This is a genomic window from Lentzea roselyniae, assembly GCF_039537795.1.
Lineage (GTDB): Bacteria > Actinomycetota > Actinomycetes > Mycobacteriales > Pseudonocardiaceae > Lentzea > Lentzea atacamensis.
Window position 1 is genome coordinate 1 of the sequence record NZ_BAABBE010000038.1, and the last position, 19,561, is coordinate 19,561.

Annotated in this window: 20 protein-coding genes and 1 rRNA gene; 7 read left to right on the forward strand and 14 right to left on the reverse strand. The window is 69.4% G+C overall.

The features are described 5' to 3' along the window. Positions 1-7: 7 nt before the first annotated feature. A 5S ribosomal RNA gene (gene rrf, locus ABFX45_RS39885) occupies positions 8-124 on the forward strand. 140 nt (positions 125-264) lie between these two features. Continuing rightward, complete coding sequence (locus ABFX45_RS39890) at positions 265-429, forward strand: hypothetical protein (protein WP_170155373.1); 165 nt, start codon at positions 265-267, stop codon at positions 427-429. On the opposite strand, the gene ABFX45_RS39895 is transcribed toward ABFX45_RS39890, so the two are convergent. Next, a complete protein-coding gene (locus ABFX45_RS39895) occupies positions 426-998 on the reverse strand; it encodes an LURP-one-related family protein (RefSeq protein ID WP_346136000.1) in 573 nt (190 codons plus the stop codon). The genes ABFX45_RS39890 and ABFX45_RS39895 overlap by 4 nt on opposite strands. Before the next feature lie 11 nt (positions 999-1,009). After that, positions 1,010-1,369: a nucleotide pyrophosphohydrolase gene (locus ABFX45_RS39900; RefSeq protein WP_109642528.1), complete on the reverse strand. Its 360-nt coding sequence runs from the start codon at positions 1,367-1,369 to the stop codon at positions 1,010-1,012. A 105-nt stretch (positions 1,370-1,474) separates the two neighbouring features. Between ABFX45_RS39900 and ABFX45_RS39905 the strand changes: the two genes are divergently transcribed. Then, the gene (locus tag ABFX45_RS39905) at positions 1,475-2,275 is read left to right on the forward strand and encodes an NAD(P)H-binding protein (protein WP_346136002.1); all 801 of its coding nucleotides are present in this window, start codon (positions 1,475-1,477) and stop codon (positions 2,273-2,275) included. On the opposite strand, the gene ABFX45_RS39910 is transcribed toward ABFX45_RS39905, so the two are convergent. From ABFX45_RS39910 to ABFX45_RS39925, 4 genes are all read right to left on the reverse strand, one after another. Then, on the reverse strand, positions 2,248-3,165 hold the full coding sequence (locus ABFX45_RS39910; protein ID WP_109642532.1) for a hypothetical protein: 918 nt from the start codon (positions 3,163-3,165) through the stop codon (positions 2,248-2,250). The genes ABFX45_RS39905 and ABFX45_RS39910 overlap by 28 nt on opposite strands. Positions 3,166-3,228: 63 nt before the next feature. Further along, on the reverse strand, positions 3,229-4,353 hold the full coding sequence (locus ABFX45_RS39915) for a hypothetical protein (RefSeq protein ID WP_346136004.1): 1,125 nt from the start codon (positions 4,351-4,353) through the stop codon (positions 3,229-3,231). Between the two features lie 20 nt (positions 4,354-4,373). Further along, on the reverse strand, positions 4,374-5,273 hold the full coding sequence (locus tag ABFX45_RS39920; RefSeq protein WP_346136006.1) for an ImmA/IrrE family metallo-endopeptidase: 900 nt from the start codon (positions 5,271-5,273) through the stop codon (positions 4,374-4,376). A gap of 495 nt (positions 5,274-5,768) precedes the next feature. Next, positions 5,769-6,401, reverse strand: a complete 633-nt coding sequence (locus tag ABFX45_RS39925) for a hypothetical protein (RefSeq protein WP_109642538.1) — start codon at positions 6,399-6,401, stop codon at positions 5,769-5,771. Positions 6,402-6,450: 49 nt separating this feature from the next. Between ABFX45_RS39925 and ABFX45_RS39930 the strand changes: the two genes are divergently transcribed. Beyond that, positions 6,451-6,906 carry a very short patch repair endonuclease gene (locus ABFX45_RS39930; RefSeq protein ID WP_428834284.1) on the forward strand — a complete coding sequence of 152 codons (456 nt, stop codon included), beginning with the start codon at positions 6,451-6,453 and terminating at the stop codon, positions 6,904-6,906. On the opposite strand, the gene ABFX45_RS39935 is transcribed toward ABFX45_RS39930, so the two are convergent. The 6 genes from ABFX45_RS39935 to ABFX45_RS39960 form a co-directional block, all read right to left on the reverse strand. After that, positions 6,887-9,517 (reverse strand): ATP-binding protein, encoded by a 2,631-nt coding sequence (locus ABFX45_RS39935; RefSeq protein ID WP_346136010.1) that lies wholly within the window; start codon positions 9,515-9,517, stop codon positions 6,887-6,889. The genes ABFX45_RS39930 and ABFX45_RS39935 overlap by 20 nt on opposite strands. Next, positions 9,514-10,353 (reverse strand): metallophosphoesterase family protein, encoded by an 840-nt coding sequence (locus ABFX45_RS39940; RefSeq protein ID WP_109642546.1) that lies wholly within the window; start codon positions 10,351-10,353, stop codon positions 9,514-9,516. Before ABFX45_RS39940 ends, ABFX45_RS39935 begins: the two co-directional genes overlap by 4 nt. A gap of 8 nt (positions 10,354-10,361) precedes the next feature. Then, positions 10,362-10,748 (reverse strand): hypothetical protein, encoded by a 387-nt coding sequence (locus tag ABFX45_RS39945; RefSeq protein WP_109642548.1) that lies wholly within the window; start codon positions 10,746-10,748, stop codon positions 10,362-10,364. Further along, a complete protein-coding gene (locus tag ABFX45_RS39950; protein WP_346136013.1) occupies positions 10,745-13,111 on the reverse strand; it encodes an AAA family ATPase in 2,367 nt (788 codons plus the stop codon). Before ABFX45_RS39950 ends, ABFX45_RS39945 begins: the two co-directional genes overlap by 4 nt. 155 nt (positions 13,112-13,266) lie before the next feature. Beyond that, complete coding sequence (locus ABFX45_RS39955) at positions 13,267-13,623, reverse strand: peptidase inhibitor family I36 protein (RefSeq protein ID WP_109642553.1); 357 nt, start codon at positions 13,621-13,623, stop codon at positions 13,267-13,269. A 39-nt stretch (positions 13,624-13,662) separates the two neighbouring features. Beyond that, the gene (locus tag ABFX45_RS39960) at positions 13,663-14,472 is read right to left on the reverse strand and encodes a DUF72 domain-containing protein (RefSeq protein ID WP_109642555.1); all 810 of its coding nucleotides are present in this window, start codon (positions 14,470-14,472) and stop codon (positions 13,663-13,665) included. Positions 14,473-14,489: 17 nt separating this feature from the next. Between ABFX45_RS39960 and ABFX45_RS39965 the strand changes: the two genes are divergently transcribed. Further along, positions 14,490-15,221, forward strand: a complete 732-nt coding sequence (locus tag ABFX45_RS39965; protein ID WP_346136016.1) for an arylamine N-acetyltransferase family protein — start codon at positions 14,490-14,492, stop codon at positions 15,219-15,221. Here ABFX45_RS39965 and ABFX45_RS39970 read toward each other — a convergent pair. Next, on the reverse strand, positions 15,176-16,888 hold the full coding sequence (locus ABFX45_RS39970) for a glycoside hydrolase family 5 protein (RefSeq protein ID WP_346136018.1): 1,713 nt from the start codon (positions 16,886-16,888) through the stop codon (positions 15,176-15,178). The genes ABFX45_RS39965 and ABFX45_RS39970 overlap by 46 nt on opposite strands. Positions 16,889-16,957: 69 nt before the next feature. Between ABFX45_RS39970 and ABFX45_RS39975 the strand changes: the two genes are divergently transcribed. Both ABFX45_RS39975 and ABFX45_RS39980 read left to right on the forward strand, forming a co-directional pair. Further along, on the forward strand, positions 16,958-17,518 hold the full coding sequence (locus tag ABFX45_RS39975; RefSeq protein WP_109642561.1) for a PadR family transcriptional regulator: 561 nt from the start codon (positions 16,958-16,960) through the stop codon (positions 17,516-17,518). Continuing rightward, positions 17,515-18,819: an FAD-dependent monooxygenase gene (locus ABFX45_RS39980; RefSeq protein WP_346136020.1), complete on the forward strand. Its 1,305-nt coding sequence runs from the start codon at positions 17,515-17,517 to the stop codon at positions 18,817-18,819. Before ABFX45_RS39975 ends, ABFX45_RS39980 begins: the two co-directional genes overlap by 4 nt. Here the strand turns inward: ABFX45_RS39980 and ABFX45_RS39985 are convergent. Then, on the reverse strand, positions 18,785-19,498 hold the full coding sequence (locus ABFX45_RS39985) for a DUF72 domain-containing protein (protein WP_109642563.1): 714 nt from the start codon (positions 19,496-19,498) through the stop codon (positions 18,785-18,787). The genes ABFX45_RS39980 and ABFX45_RS39985 overlap by 35 nt on opposite strands. Between the last annotated feature and the right edge of the window lie 63 nt (positions 19,499-19,561).

Below are 19,561 nucleotides of genomic sequence, written 5' to 3' on the forward strand. Positions count from 1 at the left end.
ATAGTGTTTCGGTGGTTATAGCGTTGGGGAAACACCCGGTCCCATTCCGAACCCGGTAGTTAAGCCCTTCTGCGCCGATGGTACTGCACTGGTTACGGTGTGGGAGAGTAGGTCGCCGCCGAACTTAATGTGGCCCTGCGGGTTGAGCACTTCGTGTGCTCCCCGCAGGGTTTTTTCGTGCTTGAGCCGCCGACCGGGTGATGAGGCCGAGGCGAGCGGGTGATGTGAGCTGGGCTCGGCTTGTTCGTCCCTACCGTGATCGTCATGAACGATCAGTGGGCAGGGGAGGCACCATTGCGGTGGCGAGCGCGCAGGAGGCGGGGCAGGCACGCCCGCGAGCCCGCGCCGTCCTCGCAGTCAATCCTGCCCGCAGTGCTCGGCGTCGTGCTGCTGATGTGCCTGATCCTCCTCCTGCTCACGTACCTCTAGCGGGACTGCAGCGCGTCGAGCGCGACGGCTTGGGCGACCACGAGCCGGCGGTCGACGCCAGGATCCTGGATGCGGACCAGGTAGTGGTCGCGGATCCAGGTCTTCTTGTCGACGCTGAACACAGGAGCGCCGTTCTTCGTGAAGTCGAAGTGATAACGCATGGGGAACGGCGCTTCGCCGACGATCGGGATCCACTGCCACAGCCGGCGGATGCCGGCCAACCACTTGTTGCGCTCGGCACCCGTCGACTCACCCCAGCCCGGCTGCTCGAGATGCCACGTCGAGCGCAGCAGCGACTTCTCGAAGTTCTTGCGGAACAACCCGATCGACCGCCCGTTCGCGTCGGTCACGTCGTAGCCGCTGCCCAGGTCGAGCGCCTTGCGGGCGTTGAATTCGAACAGCACCTGGCTCTTCGACGAGTCGGTGTAGATCGTGATCCGTTCCTTGATCTTGAACTTCTTCTGCTCGGCGAAGCCGACCAGCTCGCCGGGTTCGCCGTTGTCGTCGACGAAGACCTCGTAGCGGTTGATCATGAACGTGACCTTCTGGTGCACGTGCAAGACCTGCACGTTCTGGAGACTCACAGCTCACCCTTCTCGACTGGCACCGGGCGCAGGTCCCCCGTGGGGAACCGTCGCTCGTTGCGCTCGATCTTGGCGAACGCGGCCTCGACGAGGTCGACACCGAGCTTGTCCGCCAGCCTGGTGAGGTAGTGCATCACGTCCGCGAGCTCGTCCCGCACGTTCCACGCGAGGTCTGGGTCTTTCATCGCATTCTTCGCCTCTTCGGGCGTCAGCCACTGGAAGAGGTCGGTGAGCTCGCCGACCTCCGCGGACAACGCCATCACCAGGTTCTTGGGGGTGTGGTAGCTGTCCCAGTCACGGGCAGCGGCGAACGCCCGCAACGCATCCCTCAGGTCCACGAGATCACGCTCACTCATGACCCACTAAGTACCACGTTGCCAAAAGACATGGGTGGACGAACGGGCAAGGATGCAGGTCAATCAAGCATGGATCGTCCGCGTCAATGTTGATTGGCTCTAGTCATGTCAACATTGAGCGGAATCAAGTCGCCAACCGTCCTCGTGCTCGGCGCCACCGGCAAGACCGGGCGCCGCGTCACCGAGCTCCTCGGCCAGGCCGCACGTCCGGCGTCGAGGTCGTCGGCCACGAAGTTCGACTGGGCGGACCCGGCCACCTGGGAGCCGGCCCTCTCCGGCACCACCGCGGTCTACGTGGTTCCCCCGGAGAACCCCGCGCTCCTCGCCGACTTCGTGCCTCTCGCGGTGAAGTCCGGTGTCACCCGGCTCGTGCTGTTGTCCATGCGTGGTGCTCCCGCCGATGACCCGTTCGAGGCCGCGATCAAGGACTCCGGTGTCGAGTGGACGATCCTGCGGCCGACGTGGTTCATGCAGAACTTCGACGAGGACATGTTCGCGGCGCCCGTCCAGCACGGCGAGCTGGCTGTGCCCGCGGGGCAGGGCATCCACCCGTTCATTGATGTGGTGGATGTCGCCGAGGTGGCTGTCACGGCGCTCACCGAGCCCGGCCACGCAGGGCAGACCTACGAGCTGAGCGGGCCGGAGTCGTTGTCGTTCCCCGAGATGCTGGCGCGGATCGTCGCGGTGACCGGCAACCCGGTCCTCTACACCGACGTCGCGCCGGAGGAGTTCGCGGCCACGCTGCGCGGGCTCGGCTACCCGGACGAGATCGCCGACCTCGTCACGATGCTGCTCGTGCGCGTCCGCACGGGAGCCGAGGCGCACCTGTCCGACGGTGTGCAGCGCGTGCTGGGCCGTGAGCCGCGAACGTTCGCGGACTACTTGGGCAGCAGCAGCTTCGCCTGAAGGCCGCGCGTGCCTTCGTTGGTGATGACGGCTTCGCAGAGCGCTCGCCCCGTGCGGGTGCGCCACTCTTGCGCCATCTCGCAGTACCGAAGACCCATCGCGTAGCTGAGCTGACCGATGAGTTCTCCTTCGAGCAGCACTTCAAGCGTGTGTTCGCCGACGTGCGTGCCCGTGGCGATGCGGCAGTCGCGGAGTTCCGCGATGACGTGGACGGGCGTCCGGCCGTTGACCACGCGGTGCAGCACGTGCTGATGGGCTTCCTCACCCACGACGGGGACCTGCTGCTCGGCGGGCATCGTCGGTGCCGTGCCGAGGGCCTCGTGGTCGAGCAGCAGCAGCCGCGGGCCGCCGAGGTGCAGGTGCACGCCGTAGTAGCGGTGACCGCCACCCATGATCCGGGCGGGGCACGAGCCCACCTCGCCGCGCTCGGCCAGTTCGAGCAGCAATGGCTGGTAGTCGGCGGCCTGGTCGCCGCGCAGGTAGCCGGCGGTGATCGCGGAGCCGTCACCGCGCAGCAGGTCGACACGGACGGCCTGGTCGTGCCGGTTGGCGGACTCCGGCACGAGCACCGCGGTCGCCGGAATCGCTTCCTCCGCGGTGTGCGCGGCCGCGTGCCGCGCCACCTCGGCGATGGCGTCCTGGTAGTTCGCCTCGCCGATGATGGCGACCCGGCCCGCCGTGGACAGCCGGCGGATGCGGGTCCGGGTACGCATCGGGACGATCTGCTCGGGCGCCGCTCTGTTCTTCGTGCCGACGAACATCAACGCGAACAACGCGAGCCCGATGACGAAGCCCAGCGGGCCGAAAGCAACGGTCAGAACCAGCGCGAGCACGGCAACGGCGATCAGGACTGCGGCAGGCGAAGGCTCTGTGCGTTGCTGCATCGTCATGGGCCGTCCTCACGACTTGGCATTTCCGTCACTCTCAGTGTCGGGTATGCCAGGCGATGCGTTTCACAAATCCCTCGTTTGGCCTAGTACAACAGGCTGAGCACTCCAGCCCGTGACCGGATTGCGTCGTGGATCGGGTTCGTCGGCCATCGGTGAGACCGGGTTCTCCTCGGTGAGCTTGTAGAGGACGCCCTGCCGGAACCACACGTGCGTCGCGATCCACGCGATCAGGCCGAAGAAGAAGACCCCGACGAGGTAGCCCCAGCCGTCGGTGAAGATGCGGAACACCGAGAAGAGCGCCATCGGGGTCGTCAGTGCGGAGATGATGAGCGCCGCCCAGCGGTTGCCGTGGTTGACCGTCCGGGTGTTGCGCACCGGCGGCTCCTGACCGGCCAGCTCCCACAGGTTCTTGGCGTGGGACCACCGGTCGCTCTCCATTGCCGGCCGTGGATCCGGTACCGCCCGGTGCTCGGCCCGTTCCACCACGAGCTGCCGGAGCGCGGCCGCGTCGCCGACCGGCAACAGCCACTCCTGCCCGCCGCCGATGACCCGCAGCACCTCGCCGGGCGTGAGGGTGAGCTCGCTGGTGTTGGCCAGCCGCCACGGCGCGGGGGTGTGCACGACGCCGGCCTCGACGGCGCTGATCCGGTCGAACCGGATGGCGACCCTGCCGATCGGGCTCATCGGGTGCACCGGCGGCGGGAGCTTGTCGAGCAGCAACCGCCGGGACTGCACCCGCAGCCGGCCACCGCCGCGCAGTCCGACGGCGATCTCGACCGCGGACCGCCGCACTCCTCCCGTGACCGGCCAGGACACGATCTTCCCTGCCAGCCACGCGAGCCCCCAGGCGACGAACGGTGCCGTGGCCGCGGACGCCGCGTTCTCCCAGCCGTCGATCAGGCCGATGATGGCCCCGCCCACCGACGCCGGCACCGACGGCACCAACGCGATCTTCGGCCACGCCGTCGTCATCCACCAGAACACGACGAGCAGCACGATCGCCAGCGCCATCGGCCACCCGACGACGTTCTCGGTGAAGGACTCCCGGAACTCTCCCACGACGTCGAACTTCTCGTCCCGAAGCTCGCGCCGGTACAGGTACGACGAAAGAACGTGGTAGCCGGTCGGCACACCGACGACGCTCGCCACGAGCAAAGGCAGCGCCACGAGATAGCGCAAGAACACCACTTCTGGTCCCCCCAGCTTGATCAGTGGACCAGGGTAAGGCGTGCGCGTCCTCTCGGTCCTGGTTCTCGTCCACCTGGGAGCGCGGTCAGCACGAGCCCGAACACCAGGCCGTTGAGCTCTTCCAGACCCAGGTTCAGTTCCTTGGCCACGTGGAACGGCGTCGTGCCGTTCTCGCGCAGAACCTTGAACACCTTGGTCAGCAGCTTTGACGTCTCCCTTCGCGCCATGCCACCTCGGAGGCCGTGGTACGCCTGGGTTCTGGCCGCGAACTGCTCCTCCGCGACGTGCCAGTGGCGGTGGCTCGTGCCGGGCAACTGCTCCTGCGGCATGAGGAACTCGGCGGCGAACTCCTCGGGCTCGTCGTGTCCGAGCAGGACGGCGAGCTGGACGGCCGCGTCGAACCGCGCCTGCTCCGGCGTCGCCGCCGGGTTGAGGAACACGTACGGCGTGCCGTTGTGCCAGCAGGAGAACGCGTCGTCGGCGGCGCAGTCGACCGGCAGGGAGAACACCCGCACGCCGCGGGACTCCAGCAGCTGCACCATGTTCGGCACCGGCGCCGTGTCGAGCCGCCATGCTCTCCGCGTGCCTTCCGGTGATGTCCGCGGCGGCGGCAGGTCCGGCTGGGGCAGCACGAACAGCCGCTCCAGCCACGCGTTGAACTCGATCGCCAGCTGGGCCGCGGCGGTCGCCTGCGTGGTCACCGCGGCGCCCTGCAGCCGAGGCGGTTCGGGTGCGTTGAGGAAGGCCGCCGGGAACCCTAGCGCGCCGGCCAGCGACTCGGTGGTGGCGGGCTTGGGCCTGCGCAGGCCGCGTTCGTACTCGCCGATCGCCCGCGCGGGCACCCCGGACTTGCGCGCGAGGTCGGCCGCGGTGAGACCGCGCCGGGTGCGGGCGAGCGTGAGTCGCGACGGGGTGAGCATGATCGAGCCATTCTCACCTCTGGCTCGGCGGGGCGCCACGCGGGGGCCGGTGGGTCCGATCGGTTGCACTCGGACCGTTTGGGCCACGGACCCGGACGGCCTTGATGCACGTGTGGGGGTGACCGGGGTGAAGCTGCTGGTGGATGACGGCGCCGTTGACGACGCCGAACTGCACCGCCTGACCGCGTCGTTGTTCAAGGACCTCCGCACCGCCGGGCTGGTGAAGGCGGTCCGGAACGAGACCGACGCACCGGCCGGCAGCAAGTCGGGCGCCGCGGCGCAGGTCGGCGAACTGGTCATCGCCGGCGCGTTCTCGAAGGCGACCGTCGCCACCCCCAGGCCGGGTGATCACGGCCTACACCGGGCGCACGAAGGCCAGGTCGGTGATCTGGCAGGACGGCGGCCGCGAGGTCGACCTCGCCGGAGTGTCCAAAAAGGACCAGCTCGCTCTGGTCGAGCTGCTCGCCGACGAGCGGGACGATCCGAGCAGCGTGGTCAGCGGCGCAGGGCGACGGGGAAGTCCACCTCCTCCGGACCGTCCACATTGGGCGTCCTGGTCTGCGCGAACTCCATCGGCGGCAACGGGATGCGGTGCGCCCACCGTTCGATGATCTGGTTCTGCGGTGTCGGCTCCGGCTGCGACACCTCCCGCAGCACCACCAGCCGGTCCTCCAGCTGCAGCGGATACGTGACGAGGAACCACAACTTCAGCCCTTCGGTGCGCGCGTTCTCGAACAGCGCGAACTGGTCGTGGTCGTTGTCCCGCATCATGGCCGCGATCGCGGGCCCCTTCGCGTAGTCGCTGCGCAACGGCGCGTCCGGCGACCCCGTCCCCCGGTTCCCCTGCAACGTGCCGAGCAGAATCGGCCGCGACGGGTGCCGCACCAGCCCGGCGTTCCAGTGGTCGAGCCGCTGCCACCCCTCGGCCGCCAGCAGCTGCCGCAACGTGCCCACCCGGTGGATCCAGTCGAGCAGCCCCGGCGCGTTGGTGGGCCCGAACGGCGGTGACGCGGCACGTGCGTCGATGCCGGCGGCGATCGCGCGGTCCAGCACGTCGAGGCGCAGGTCCAGCTCGGCGAGCTTCTCCTCGGTCGTCGGGGTCAGCTTGCGGAAGGCGGCGTTGGTCATGGGTCCGACGGTAGCGATGGGGTCTGACAATTCCGGGAAACCACAGGTCGTGTACCGCCACGTCGACCCAGGACCCGCCCCGCCCGCCAGCTCCGAGACGACCTCCCGGGTGATGCGCAGGACTCGCCGGACCGGCACCGCACCGGAGCTGGCGGTTCGGCGCGCGCTGCACCGGCGGGGACTGCGTTACCTCGTGGACGTCGCACCGCCCGGAACCAACCGGCGCAGGCGTGTGGACGTGCTGCTGCGCGGGGCCAAGATCGCGTTGTTCGTCGACGGGTGCTTTTGGCACTCGTGCCCGGAGCACGGCCAGGTGCCGAAGGCGAACCGCGAGTGGTGGGAGGTGAAGCTGCGCGGTGTGGTCGTGCGCGATCGGGACACCGATCTGCAGCTCGCGGCCGCCGGCTGGCTCGTCGTGCGGGTGTGGGAGCACGACGACCCGGAGCAGGTCGCCGACCGGGTCGTCGCGCTCGTCGCCGCCGGGGTCAGACCGCCACAGGCATGAGCTGATGCAGCACGTCGCGCTCACCCAGCCGTTCCCGCGCCCACTCCACCACCGCGGTCTCCTGCGCGAACAGCACGATCTGCCGGTCTTCCGACAACCGCAGCAACAGATCCAGCACCGCACGAGTGCGCGCGTCATCGGCCTGCACCGTCACGTCGTCCAGCAGCAGCGGACACGCTTCAGTGGCGAGGTGCTGAGCAAGAGCCACTCGCAGCAGCAGGTACACCTGCTCTGTCGTGCCCAAGGACAGACGCGAGGCCTGATGCCACGTCTCAGAGGCGGCACACACGCGCACGGTCAGCGACAGCGGATCCACGGCGGCATCGACATAACGCCCGTCGGTCACCAATGGCAGCCACGAGCGGAGCGTGTCTTCCAGCGCCGGGGCGATCGTGCTGTGGACCTTCTCCCGCGCCGCGACCAGGTAGCGCGAGGCGAGGTCGATCGCCTCGACCTCCGCCTGCACCTCGGCCAGCACGGCAGCGGCGGCCTGCACGTCCTCCTCGGCCTCCGGAACGCCGGGCAGTGCCCTGGCGAGCTCGGCGACCGTCGCGGCCAGGGATTCGGCGGCGGCGGCCAGCGACGGGTCGACGGGCGCGCAGGCGGCGTACCGGGCGGCGTCCGCCAGCAACGCGGCGTGGTGGTTCTGGGCGGCGGAGAGGGTGGTTTCCAGGTCGTTCAGGGTGCCGTCGGCCAGGAGCGACTGCAGTTCGGCCCACGCGTTGCGTTCCTCCTCGGCCTCGCGCAGCCGCCGGTCCCAGCCGCGTTGCCACTCGGCGATCGCGCGGAGCAGGTCTTCCGGACGTTCACCCGAGCCGCCGATCGCGGTCACCGCCTCGCGCAGCAGCGACAGCGCCCGGTCGTGAGCGGCGGTGGCCTCGGCGACGGTGGCTTCGGCCAGGAGACGGTCCTCCAGTGCCCGGGCCAGCAGCGGGCGCTGGGCGGCCATCAACGCCTGACGCGCGCGGACCTTGCAGTCGGTCTCGTAGTCGATCAGCAGGTCCGGCACGGACATCGTGTTGTCGACCTTGCCGCGGGCGGCGAGCTCGACGCGGACGACCTTCTCGGTGCGCGCCACCTCGCACACCAGGTCGGCGTGCTCCGCTTCCCAGGCCGCGCGGTTGGCCAGGCGCCACAACGTTTCGCGGTCCGGGGGGATGCCCAGCGCAGCGCACGAAGCAGTGGCCTCGTCGTGGACGCGAACGGCCTCGAGGGCGACGGCGCGCTGACCCTCGGCCTCCGCAAGTTTGCGGTCCGCGGCGAACAGCAGGCTGCGTGCCTCGGTGGCGGCCGCGGCTCGCTCGGCGGCGAAGGCCACGGCGTCGTCACGCTGGGGCGCGTTGCCGCGGGCCAGGGCACCGCCGACACCGGCGACAAAAGCGGCGACGAGGACACCCATGGCGGCCATCTCCTGGTTCACCAGGAACAGCAGCAGACCGACCAACGTCGTGAGGCAGCTCAGTGCCAGCAAAGCGATGCGCAGGAACGGGTTCGGCATCGCGATCTCCTGCACCCGCGCGGCCGCCACGTCGGCCTCCACCTGGACGCGCGCCGCGTTGGCTGCCGCTTCGTCCTGGTACAGGCGGGCGGTGTCCACCTCGATGGACGCGGTGGTCAGACGGGCTCCGCTGGCCGGGTCCAGCCGCGTCGCCAGACCGCGCAGCACCGACGGTTCGGCCGTCGTGGCGGGCGACGGGCGGCGTTCGTCGTGAGCGGCAGCGACGGCCGACGCGGTCTCGTAGGCACTCGCCACCACGCGAAGGTCGTCGTCGAGCGCGGTCTCACCGCAGGGGAACTCCGGCAGGGCTTCCAGCTCGCCCTGCAGCGTCGACGAGGACGGCCCGGTCAGCACACGCGGGGTGGGAGCGGCGCGCCACGCGGCCAGCGCGCGGTTGACCAGGTGGGTCAGTTCTTCCTGCGCCGCCAGGCCGGACGGCGGGCCGTCACCGAAGCGCTTTTGCAGCTCGGTCAGGCGAGTCACCCGAGCGGCGAGCGCGTCGACGACAGCGGAGTGCTCCTGCACGGCCATGCGCGCACGAGCGGCGGCGGCCGACCGGGCCTTGACGCTCAGATCCAGATAACGCGCGTGCTCGCGGCGGGCCACCGCCAGGTCCGTTTCGGCTTCCCGCAGGCGGTTCCTGGCCTCCCGCAACGCGTCCACGGGTGCGTTCAGCCGCAGCAACGCCTGTTCCACCGTGCCGTCGGTGCCCGCGGTGGCGGCGGCGTGGCGCAGGTGGTCCTGCAGGCCGTCGGCCGCGTCCAGCACCGACAACAGCTGGGCCTGGTCCACGCAGGCGGTGGCGGCGAACGAGGTGCGGTCCAGGCCGACGTGGCGCGCGACGTCAGGGCAGCTGTCCTCGTCGAGGTCGCGGTCGACCGTCACGACCTCGCCGGACGCCAGCGACACCGTTGCGGCGACACGCCACGACTCGCCGTCCCACGGGCGGTGCCGCGCCGACGGTTCGCCGCACAGAGCCGCGCGGATGGCGGCGTGCCAGGACGACTTCGCGGACTCGTTCACGCCCGACACCACCGTCAGTCCCGGTGCCAGCGGCAGCGTCCGGTCGTGCAGCGGCCCGAACGCGTGCGCGGTGACCGACTCGATCCTCATCGCCCCTCCAAGGCCCGCAGGCCGGTGGCGAGCACGCGGCCGCGCAACGCCGTGTCCAAGGTCGCGTCGGCCAGCACGTCGCGCACGAACTGGCCGCGCACGGTTCGTTCTGCCGCAACGGAGTCGAAATCCAGCAACGGAAACGCCTCCGAGCTCTCCATCAGCAACCCGAGTGAGCGCGACGCCGACACGTCGAACACCTCCCGCGACACCGTGCCGTCGTCGTGGACGGTGCACAGAACGGCGCCCCGCTCACCGGTTTCGCCCGCTGTCAGGGGATCCGGGTTGCCGGGGAACGTGTAGTGCGTGGCGTGCTCCGGTGTGTGCACGTGGCCGAGGAAGGCGTGGTCCAGTCCCGTGATCGCCACATCGTCCGGCGCGGAACCGTGGCACAGGGCCAGGTTCACCCCGGACCTGTTCACCGCGAAGCCGTCCAGGAAGTCCCGCGTCTGGCCGGGTCCGACGCGCGCGGCACCCCACAGCGTGACGCCGTCGGCGAGCTCGACGGGCGTCAGGTCGTCCGAGGAGAACACGTGCACGTTCGGCGACCAGTCCACCTGCTGGTAGACCGACTGCGGGCCGTACCAGTCGTCGTTGCCCGGCGCCAGGAACACCGGCATCGAGCAGTCGAACGACGAACGCAGGAACGAGGCCGTGGAAGGGGAGCAGCGTTCGTGCTCGTAGAGGTCGCCGGCGCAGAGCACCGCGTCGACGTGCGACTCCTCGGCGAGCTCGACGATCCGGCCCAGCGTGTCGCGCAACGCCTGGCGGCGTGCGGGACCAGCGCTGGCGAAGCGCGTGTCCAGGTGCAGGTCCGCGAACAGCAGCAGTTTCACCGGTGCCTTCAGGTGAGGTCGATGGTGCCGGACAGGGTCAGGGTCGGCTGCAGAGCCACGACGACGGACGCGGTGTCGGCGTGCCAGCCGCGCAGTTCCGCGACGGTCGGGGTCAGCTCGTAGCCGTGGTGCCGGATCGCGCGGCTCAGTGCGTGCCACAGCTGTGAGGCGTCGTGCGCCACGTCAGCGTCCACATGGGACGGAAGGCTGATCAGCAACGCGTGCACCGGCTGGTCGGTGTTCACGGCGCCACAGGCACGGGCCACCGATCGTTCCACCGCCGTGCGCAACAGCTCCGCGCAGCAGCGGATCCGCACGCCGTCGAGCTGATCCGGGCGTGCCAGCAGGTTCGCGACGCAGGTCAGGCGGTCCTGGACGTCCGAGGACAGGTTCATCGCTGCAACCACCCCGCGAGCAGTTCGGTGTCGCGGATCAGCACGTCCAGGTCGCCACCGTCACCGCCGACGCGGCAAGCCTGCAGCAGGTCGACCGCCCACGATCCGACGACGTCCTCCAGGTGCGGCAACAGCTTCCCCGGCTCGCCGAGGTCGTCGAGCACGGCCAGCGCGATCTTCTGCCGGGTTGTCAGCGCGCATTCCAGCGTGCGTTCGACCTCGGCGTGGGGCATCCCGCGGGCGAGCCGCTCGCGCCGGAACCTGGCGTGCGAAGCGGCTTCCAGCGCCGCCCGGCAGCACGAGGCCACCAGCTCCGCCCGCAACGCGTCCGGCAGGTGCTCGTCGCCGCGCATGGCACGCGCGTCGTTCAGGCAGCGGCCGACGGGATCGTCGGACAACCGCACCTGCACGACGGACTCCTCGCCGCGGCAGACCTCCCAGACCGTCGCCGGCAGCCGCAACCGCCGCAGTGCCTCCACCAGCCGTTCGTCGTGCGTGAAGACCACGACCTGGCGCGTCAGCCCGACGTCGGCGAGCACCTGGGCGAGGCCATCCACCTTGGACGGATCCATCGCCTGCACGGGGTCGTCGATCACCACGAACCGGAACGGGCTCTCGTCCACCATCGCCCGCGGCAGGAACAGCGCGAGCCCCAGCGAGTGCAGCTCGCCCTGGCTCATCACCGCCAGCGCCGAGTTGGAGACGCCGTCGACGGACACGTCCAGCTCGACGTTGCGGGTGCCGCCGAGCCGCACCGCGCCCAGGTCGACGTTGCTCTGCTGCCGCAACCGCTGCCAGATCCGCTGCGACTCCTTGGCGAACGGCGCGATGCGCTCGGCCCGCAGTGTCGCCGCGGTCTTGCGGATCCAGTTCTCCGCCTCGGTCACGTCGGCGAGCACGTCGGCATCCGCAAGCGCTTGCTGCGCCTGGGAGTGCCACTCGAACAACGCGATCGCCATCGGCCGCCACACCAGGTCACGCCGGTCGATCTGCTCGCGTGCCACGGCCTTCACCGCCTCGACCGCGGCCTCCAGCTCGGCGTGGCGGTCGAAGAACTCGTGGCGCAGCCGCACCGGGTCGTCGATCGCGACGCAGTCGTCCCACGCCTGCCAGGCCTGCAGCGCGGCGGTCGTGTCGAGGATGCCCTGCGCTTCCAGCAGCACGTCCGGTGCCGGCTGGCACAACGCCCGCGTGGCCGCCACCGCCACGTCCAGCCGGTCCGCGGCCTCGTGCAGCTCCGCGGCGGCCCTGCTGAGGTGCTCCGCGCGTTCCCTGGCCTTGGCGAGCCACAGCCCGTCGAGCCGGCCGAGGTCGCACACCGGGCACGCCTGGTTGCCGCCCGACTCCTGCAGCTGGATCGCGAGCCGCAGGATCTCGCTGCACCGCAACGAGTCCTGCGCGTTGTCCGTCGCCACCACGGTGACCGCGCCGAGCGCCAGGTCGAGGGTCTCGCGGCACCTCTCGATCTCGTCGTCGGGCGGCAGCGGCAGGGCCACGATCTGGTGCAGCAGGTTGGTTCCACTGCCGACGTCCGCGCCCAGTGCCAGGTCCGCGATCGCGTCGAGGTCGGGGGAGTCGCTGCCGAGGAGCGCGGCGGCGCGGCGAGCGCGTTCGTCCTGGGACGCCGCCAGCTCCGCGCGCACCCGTTCCCGCCGGTCGTAGGGGCGGGCGACGATCTCGGCGAGACGCTTGCGGTGCTCGGCGAGCGACTGCTGCGCCTCGGTGATCGCCTCCAGTCCCAGCAGGCGGTGCATCGCCTCGTAGAGGTCCTCCGGCTGTGCGTCGAGAACGGTCCCCAGCTCGCTGTAGGGCAGGAACGGCCGGTAGGTCTCCAGCGCGTCGTGCCACCTGCGGCCGTCGAACGGCTCGTCGTCCTGCGTCCACTCGCCCTGCGCCAGGTCCTCGTCCTCCGCCCAGCACCGCCGGATCGTCGTCCTGTCCGCCTGCCCGGATTGGACGAGCTCCAGCTCGACGGCGGTGTCGTTCTGGTGCAGGTTGCGCCAGCCCTGACGCCACACGTCGTGCCGCGCGCGGGTCCAGCGGGCGTTGTAGCCGGTCAGTGCCAGTTCCGCCGCCTCGGCGAAGCTCGACTTGCCAGAGCCGTTGCGCCCGGTGACGACGGTCAGCCCGGGACCCGGTGCCAGCGGCAGGCGCGCATGAGGGCCGATGCCCCGGAAGCCGCGCACGCGGATCTCCGACACGAAAATCCCCTGGCCGGGGCCGTCCGCCGGTTCCCGCGGCGCCTCCTCCTGAACGGGCACACCGGTGAGCGCGCGTTCCAGCGCCGCTTCGCCGCGGCACGCCGCCAGCACCAGTTCCGCCGCACGTGGGGTGAGATCGTCTTTGGCCAGTCTTCCGGCCATCAGTTCGAGTAACCCGGCTTCACCCGCCACGGTCACATTTCCTCCAGCTGCCACCACTCGATAGGGCGGCAACCTAGGCACCAAATGAGACCTACTGGTGAGTACTCACACGATCGGGTGGTGTTACATAGGGTGACTAAAGTAGTCCGCCCTCGTTATGGTCCCCACACTTCGAGCGCCCGGATCACGAAGTACGCGTCGGGCACGTAGGTGCCGTGCTTGGGGTAGGTGGTGAACTCGGCCTCCGTCGAGCAGTTCTCCCGCTGGAAGACGCTCGCGTCCCTGCTCAGGCGGTTGACGAACGACTTGCCGACGAGGTTCAGGGTGATGCACTCGTCGGGGTTCGCGGTCTCCAGGTCGAGGCGCTGGACCGCCCCCGTGTAGTCGGGTCCCGCCCACACGCAGAACTCGCCCTTGTCGCAGCTCTTGTCACTCTGCGCTACGGCGATCCCACTCGAGGCAACCGCGCCCGCAGTGATCACCAACGCGGCGATGAGGCTCTTCGTCGACATGGGCGCACCTCCGTCGAAACGAGTGTGCGTCCGTTTGGATCAATCGGCGAGACGATCTTGGAGTGCGATCGCGTCACGCGGGGCATAGGCCTTGGCGTCGTTGTCGAAGTACACGAACACGTCGCCGTGCTTCCGCCACTTCTCGACCTTCTTCGCCCACATGTCGAGGCCCTCGTCGGTGTAGCCGCTGACGTAGAGCTCGTCGTGACCGTGCAGCCGCACGTAGACGAAGTCGCTGGTGACCTCCTCCATCAACGGGTACTTGCCGGCCGCGTCGGCGATCACGAGTGCGATGTCGTGGCGTTTGAGCAGGTCGCAGAACTCCGGCGTCTTGAAGCTGTCGTGGCGGACTTCGAGGGCGTAGCGCATCGGGCGTTCGGCGTCCGTGGTGGTGTGCGCCGGGTCCACGCGGTGGTCGTGGCGCTTGGCGACTTCGGCGGCCTCGGTGGTGGTGCGGGGGAGACCTTCGAAGAAGCGGGTGAGCAGGTCGGGGTCGAACCGCAGCGTGGGCGGGAGCTGCCAGAGGATCGGGCCGAGCTTCGGGCCGAGCGCGAGAACGCCGGACGCGAGGTAGTTCGCGAGGAGCTCGTTGCCGTCCTTGAGGCGCTTCATGTGCGTGATGAAGCGGCTGCCCTTCACGGCGAACACGAAGTCGTCCGGGGTCTCCGCGGCCCACTTCTGGTAACTGGACGGGCGTTGCAGCGAGTAGAAGGAGCCGTTGATCTCCACGGAGTTGAGCTTCTCGCTCAGGTAGGCCAGCTCGCGTTTCTGGGTGACGCCCTTGGGGTAGAACACGCCGCGCCAGGGCGGGTAGACCCACCCCGAAGTGCCGATCCTGACCTCGCCCATGTGGTTATCGTGGCACGATGGACGCTTACCTACAGCGCATCGGCGCTCCCCGCTCGTCGTCGTTGACGGAACTGCACGAACGGCATCTGCTGAGCGTCCCGTTCGAGAACCTCGACACCCACATGGACACCCGGATCGTGCTGGAGGTCCCGTGGCTCTACGACAAGATCGTGGTGCAGAGACGGGGCGGGTTCTGCTACGAGCTCAACGGCATGTTCGCGGAGTTGTTGCGGCACTTGGGGTATTCCGTGGAGCTGCTCGCGGCTCGCGTGTTCAACGGCGAGACGTTCGGGCCGCCGTTCGACCACCTCGCCCTGCTGGTGGACGACGCGTGGCTGGTGGACGTCGGGTTCGGCGCCTTCACGCTGCACCCGCTGTCGTGGGCGTCGCGAGAGGACCAGAAGGACCCGTTCGGCGTGTTCCGGCTGGTGGACGTGGGTGACGACGTGGAGGTGCGGAGGGACGGCGAGCCCTGTTACCGGCTGGAACGGCGGCCGCGTCAGCTCGCGGAGTTCGTGCCGACGTGCTGGTGGCAGCAGACCGCACCGGAGTCGCACTTCCGGCGCGGGCCGATGGCGTCGCTGGCGTTGCCCGACGGGCGGATCACCGTGACCGGCGACAAGCTCGTGGTGACCGAAGGCGACCGCAAGACCTCAACCGACGTCGAGGATTCCGCGGCCGCCTTCCTTCAACACTTCGGAATTCACTTCCTGCAGAGCAACGCGTCCGGCGTCCTGCGCCAGTTGTAGGCGACGCCGGCGATGTGCTCGTCCTGGGCGCACTGTCCCTTGTAGTGCCCGTTCGCCCAGTCACCGCCCTGGTCCGGCCGGTTGTCGCCGCGGTCGAACCACAGGACGCGTGAGCTCGTCCCGGTGGTGTTGGGTGCGCAGATCAGCGTGAGGTTCGCGTACCCGACGGCCGCGTTTCCTCGCGGGCACTGGAGTTTCGTGTAGCCGCGTGCCCAGTCGTCGGTGACGTGCTGCTCGTTGGTGACGCGCGTCGTATTGCTCCACTGTGGACCGCTGACGCACAGGCCGCGGTTGCCGGTGTGGCTGATGCCGACGAGCTTTTCGTTCTGCGGGCACGATTCCTTGAGGAGCATGTTCCACCGGGTCTCGCGCGGGATCTGCCCGGACCGTTGCGGGGCGTTCACGAGCCGGTTCCAGGCGTTGGCGCGCCAGTCGTCGCCGTCGTTGACACCCATGCGGTTGCCGTTGGCGTCCCAGTGCAGCAGCGCCCAGCCGTTGCCGCGCCGGTTGGTGTGGAAGCCGACCAGCGGCCAGTACGCGAAGTCGGCGTCGGCCGCGACCAGATGGTTCACGAACCGCTCGAACCAGTCGCGCGACCTGGGGTTGGTCTCCTCACGGCCGCCGACGCCGAACTCGCTGATCCACAGCGGCGCGGTGAAGTGCTTCTGCGCCTCGGTGATGAAGAACGCCTGCCGCTGCAGGACATCCGTCAGCTCCTGCGGCGACAGGTCCTGGTAACGCGGGTCGCTCGTCTCGCCGGTTCCGGTGGCGCCGCTGTGGTTCGGCCCGGTGTAGCCGTAGAAGTGGGCGGAGTAGACGAGCTTGTCCGGGTTGGCGAGCGTGTGGCTGAGGTGCCTGGCGGGCTCCAGCGTCGGACGTCCGTGCGGGAAGCCGTCGACCGGGATGCCGGTCCAGTTGATGCCTTCCACGATGACGAGCAGGTCGGGCGCGGTCTGCTGGATCCGGTCCGCGGCCTGCTGGGAGGCCTTGTGCCAGTCGTGGTCGTTGCCCCAGCCCCAGTTCGGGTCGTCCCAGATGTTGCGGCGCACCTCGTTGTAGAGGTCCGCGCCGACGACGCGCTTGTTGGCCTTGTAGCGGTCGGCCATGAACGCCCAGTCGCTGACCCACTGGTTCGTGCTCTGGCTTGTGTTCCAGCGTTCGTTGCCGTCGACGCCGCAGCACCACCTCGACGTCGTGGTGTGGTTGTTGAGGATGACGGCGAGGTTGTTGCGCGTCAGCTCGGCTATCGCGGCGTCGTAGATCTCCAGCGGCCGCTTGCCGTTGAGATGCGCGTCCTTCAGCCCGTTGACCGGGTTGGTGTCCTTGATCATCTGGTTGGAGAACGGCAACCGGACGCTGTTGACGCCGATCTCCTTGAAACCGCTGATGATCGTGGCCATCGTCGCCCGGTCGAGGCCCAGCGGAACCTGGTCGGCCTTCTCGCCGGCGTGGTGGGTGGCGGGGTCGTTGATGTCGCCGGAACCGTTCCAGGTGCCGCTCGCACCATGCCAGTTGCCGGACTTCAGCTTGAAGCGGTCGCCGTTGGCATCGACGATCCACCGTCCGCGCGTGCTCAGCGGACCGGTCCAGGACGCCGGTTCCGCCTGCGCGGGAGCTACGAGACTCGCGGCCAGGAGCAGGGTGGCCGAGACGCGAATCACCTTCATGTCTCGCAGGGTAGTTGACGCGAAACGCTTCAACCCAAATACTCGGATCCGAGCGATCGGAGCCGAGTGATGAAGAATGCGCTGGGTATGGCGGTGCTGGGACTGCTCATGGAGTCGCCGTTGCACCCGCACGCCATGGCGGCGACGTTGCGCGAACGCGGTATGGACCGGGCGTTCAAGGTGACGACCGGATCGCTGTACGACGTGGTGCGCGCGCTCGTGCGTGAGGGGTGGATCGAGGCACGCGAGACGGTACGGGTCGGGGCGCGGCCGGAGCGGACCGTGTACGGACTGACCGCGCTGGGGCGGGAGGAGTTCACCGCCTGGGTCGACCGGCTGGTGCGCGAACCGCAGGCGGAGTACCCGAAGTTCCTCTCCGCCGTCAGCTATCTCGGCGCGCTCGGTCCGGACGGTGCAGTGGCCGCGTTGCGGGAGCGGGCGGAGCGGTTGCGTGCCTCGGTGGAGGAGATGCGCGCCGGGCACCAGGAGGCGCTGGCGCAGGTGCCGCGCCTGTTCGTGGTGGAGGTCGAGTACGCGGTGCGGATGGCCGAGGCCGAGATCGGCTGGGTCGAGGAGATCGTCGCCGACGTCGAGTCCGGCCGGCTCGCGTGGCCGGAGGTGGCGGAATGACGGTGCTGGTGGCCGGGGCGGGGCCGGCCGGGCTGATGGTGGCCGCGGAGCTGGCGCTGGCCGGTGCCGAGGTAGAGGTGGTGGACGCGGCGCCGGCACGGTCGTCGCACCCGCGTGGCTTCACGCTGTCCGCCCGCAGCCTGGAGCTGCTGGACCGGCGCGGGCTGGTCGAGCGGTTCCTCGCCGAAGGACCCGTTGTACCGCAAGGGATGTTCCTGCCCGGACTGGTTCTCGATCTCTCCACGATGGACACCGATCATCCGTACACGCTCGGCATCGCGCAGAACCGGGTCGAGGAGCTGCTGGAGGAGTGGCTCGCCGAGCTGGGTGTGCGGGTTCGGTGGGGGCGTGCGGTCGTCGATCTCCGGCAGGACGACGACGGTGTCGACGTGGTCGTCGGAGAGGAACGGCGGCGGTTCTCGTACCTGGTCGGGTGCGACGGCAGCCGCAGCGTGGTCCGCAAACGTGCGGGCATCGCGTTTCCCGGCGTGGACGCGACCTCGTACGGGCTGATCGCGGACGTCGAGGCCGACTACGACGCGCTCGCGACGGGTGAGGTGTTCGTGCTGCCGCGGCCGGGATACGTGCGGATCGTGCTCGACGAGCCGGAACCGCGTGACGGGCCCGTGGAACTGGAGTACGTCCAGTCGTTGCTGAACGCGCGGCTCGGCCGGGAGGTTCCGCTGGGGAAACCGCTGTGGCTCAGCCGGTTCTCCGACGCGGCGCGGCAGGCCGAGCAGTACGTGCAGGGGCGGGTGATCCTGGCCGGGGACGCCGCGCACGTCCATCCGCCCGCGGGTGCGGTCGGGGTGAACGTGGCGCTGGCCGACGCGACGAACCTCGGGTGGAAGCTCGCCGCGACCGTGCACGGCCGGGCGCCCGCCGGTCTGCTGCACACCTACCACGATGAACGGCATGCAGTCGGCAGACGACTGTTGCGGACGGCGCGGGCGCAGACGATGGCCGGTCGACTGGACCCCGTACGCGATCTGCTGGTAGAGCTCGGTGGGCTGCCCGCCGTCGGCAAACACCTCGCCGAGATGGTCACGGGTGTCGACACCCGGTACGACCCGCGGATCCCCGGCGACCACCCGTGGCTCGGCAGGCTCGCGCCGAACCTCGCGGTGGAGGTGGACGGCAGGCGCACGACGGTCGCCGAGCTGTTGCGGCCCGGCAAACCGGTGTTGCTGGACGACGTGCCAGAACTCGGCGGCGTGTTCATCCGCCCGGACGGCCACGTCGCGTGGGTGAGCGATCCGTCGACGCTCAACGCCGCGCTGGAGACGTGGTTCGTTCCATGAGGCTGAGCGCGTTGTACGGGGCCGCGCCGTGCATCGTGTTGTCGAAGTAGACGAACGTGTCGCGGTCCCAGTCGTGGATCTTCCGCGCCCACTCGTCGAGCTGCTCGTCGCTGTAGGAGCTGATGTAGAGCTCGTCGTGGCCGTGCAGCCGGACGTAGGCGAAGTCGGCGGTGACGGCTTCGATGCACGGGAACGCCGGCGCGTCCGACACGACGTGGGCGACGTTGTGGGCGTGCAGGAGGCTGAAGTAGGCGTCGGTGCGGAACGACTCGTGCCGCGGTTCGACCGCGTGCCTACCCGGTGGGAGCAGGGTGAGGAAGTCCTGCAGGGTGGCGGGATCGAAGCGCAGGGTGGACGGCAGCTGCCAGAGGATCGGCCCCTGCTTGGCGCCGAGTGCGAGCGAGGACGTGAAGGTCTTGAGCGCCTCCTCGACGTGGCGCAGGCGTTTGTGGTGCGTGATCAGCCGCGAGCCTTTGACGGCGAACAGGAAGTCGTCCGGGGTCTCGGCGGCCCACTTCTGGTAGTTCGACGGCGGCTGGAGCCGGTAGAACGAGCCGTTGACCTCGATCGTGCCCACGTGTCCGGCCAGGTGACCGAGCCAGCGCTTCTGCGGGACGTCGCGGTAGAAGCCGTCGCGCCACTCCGGGTAGCGCCAGCCCGAGGTACCGATCCTGATCACGTCATCACGGGTATCCAGGGCCTCCTGTAGCTACTCTGTAGCACCTTTCGCAGGTTTGTGCTA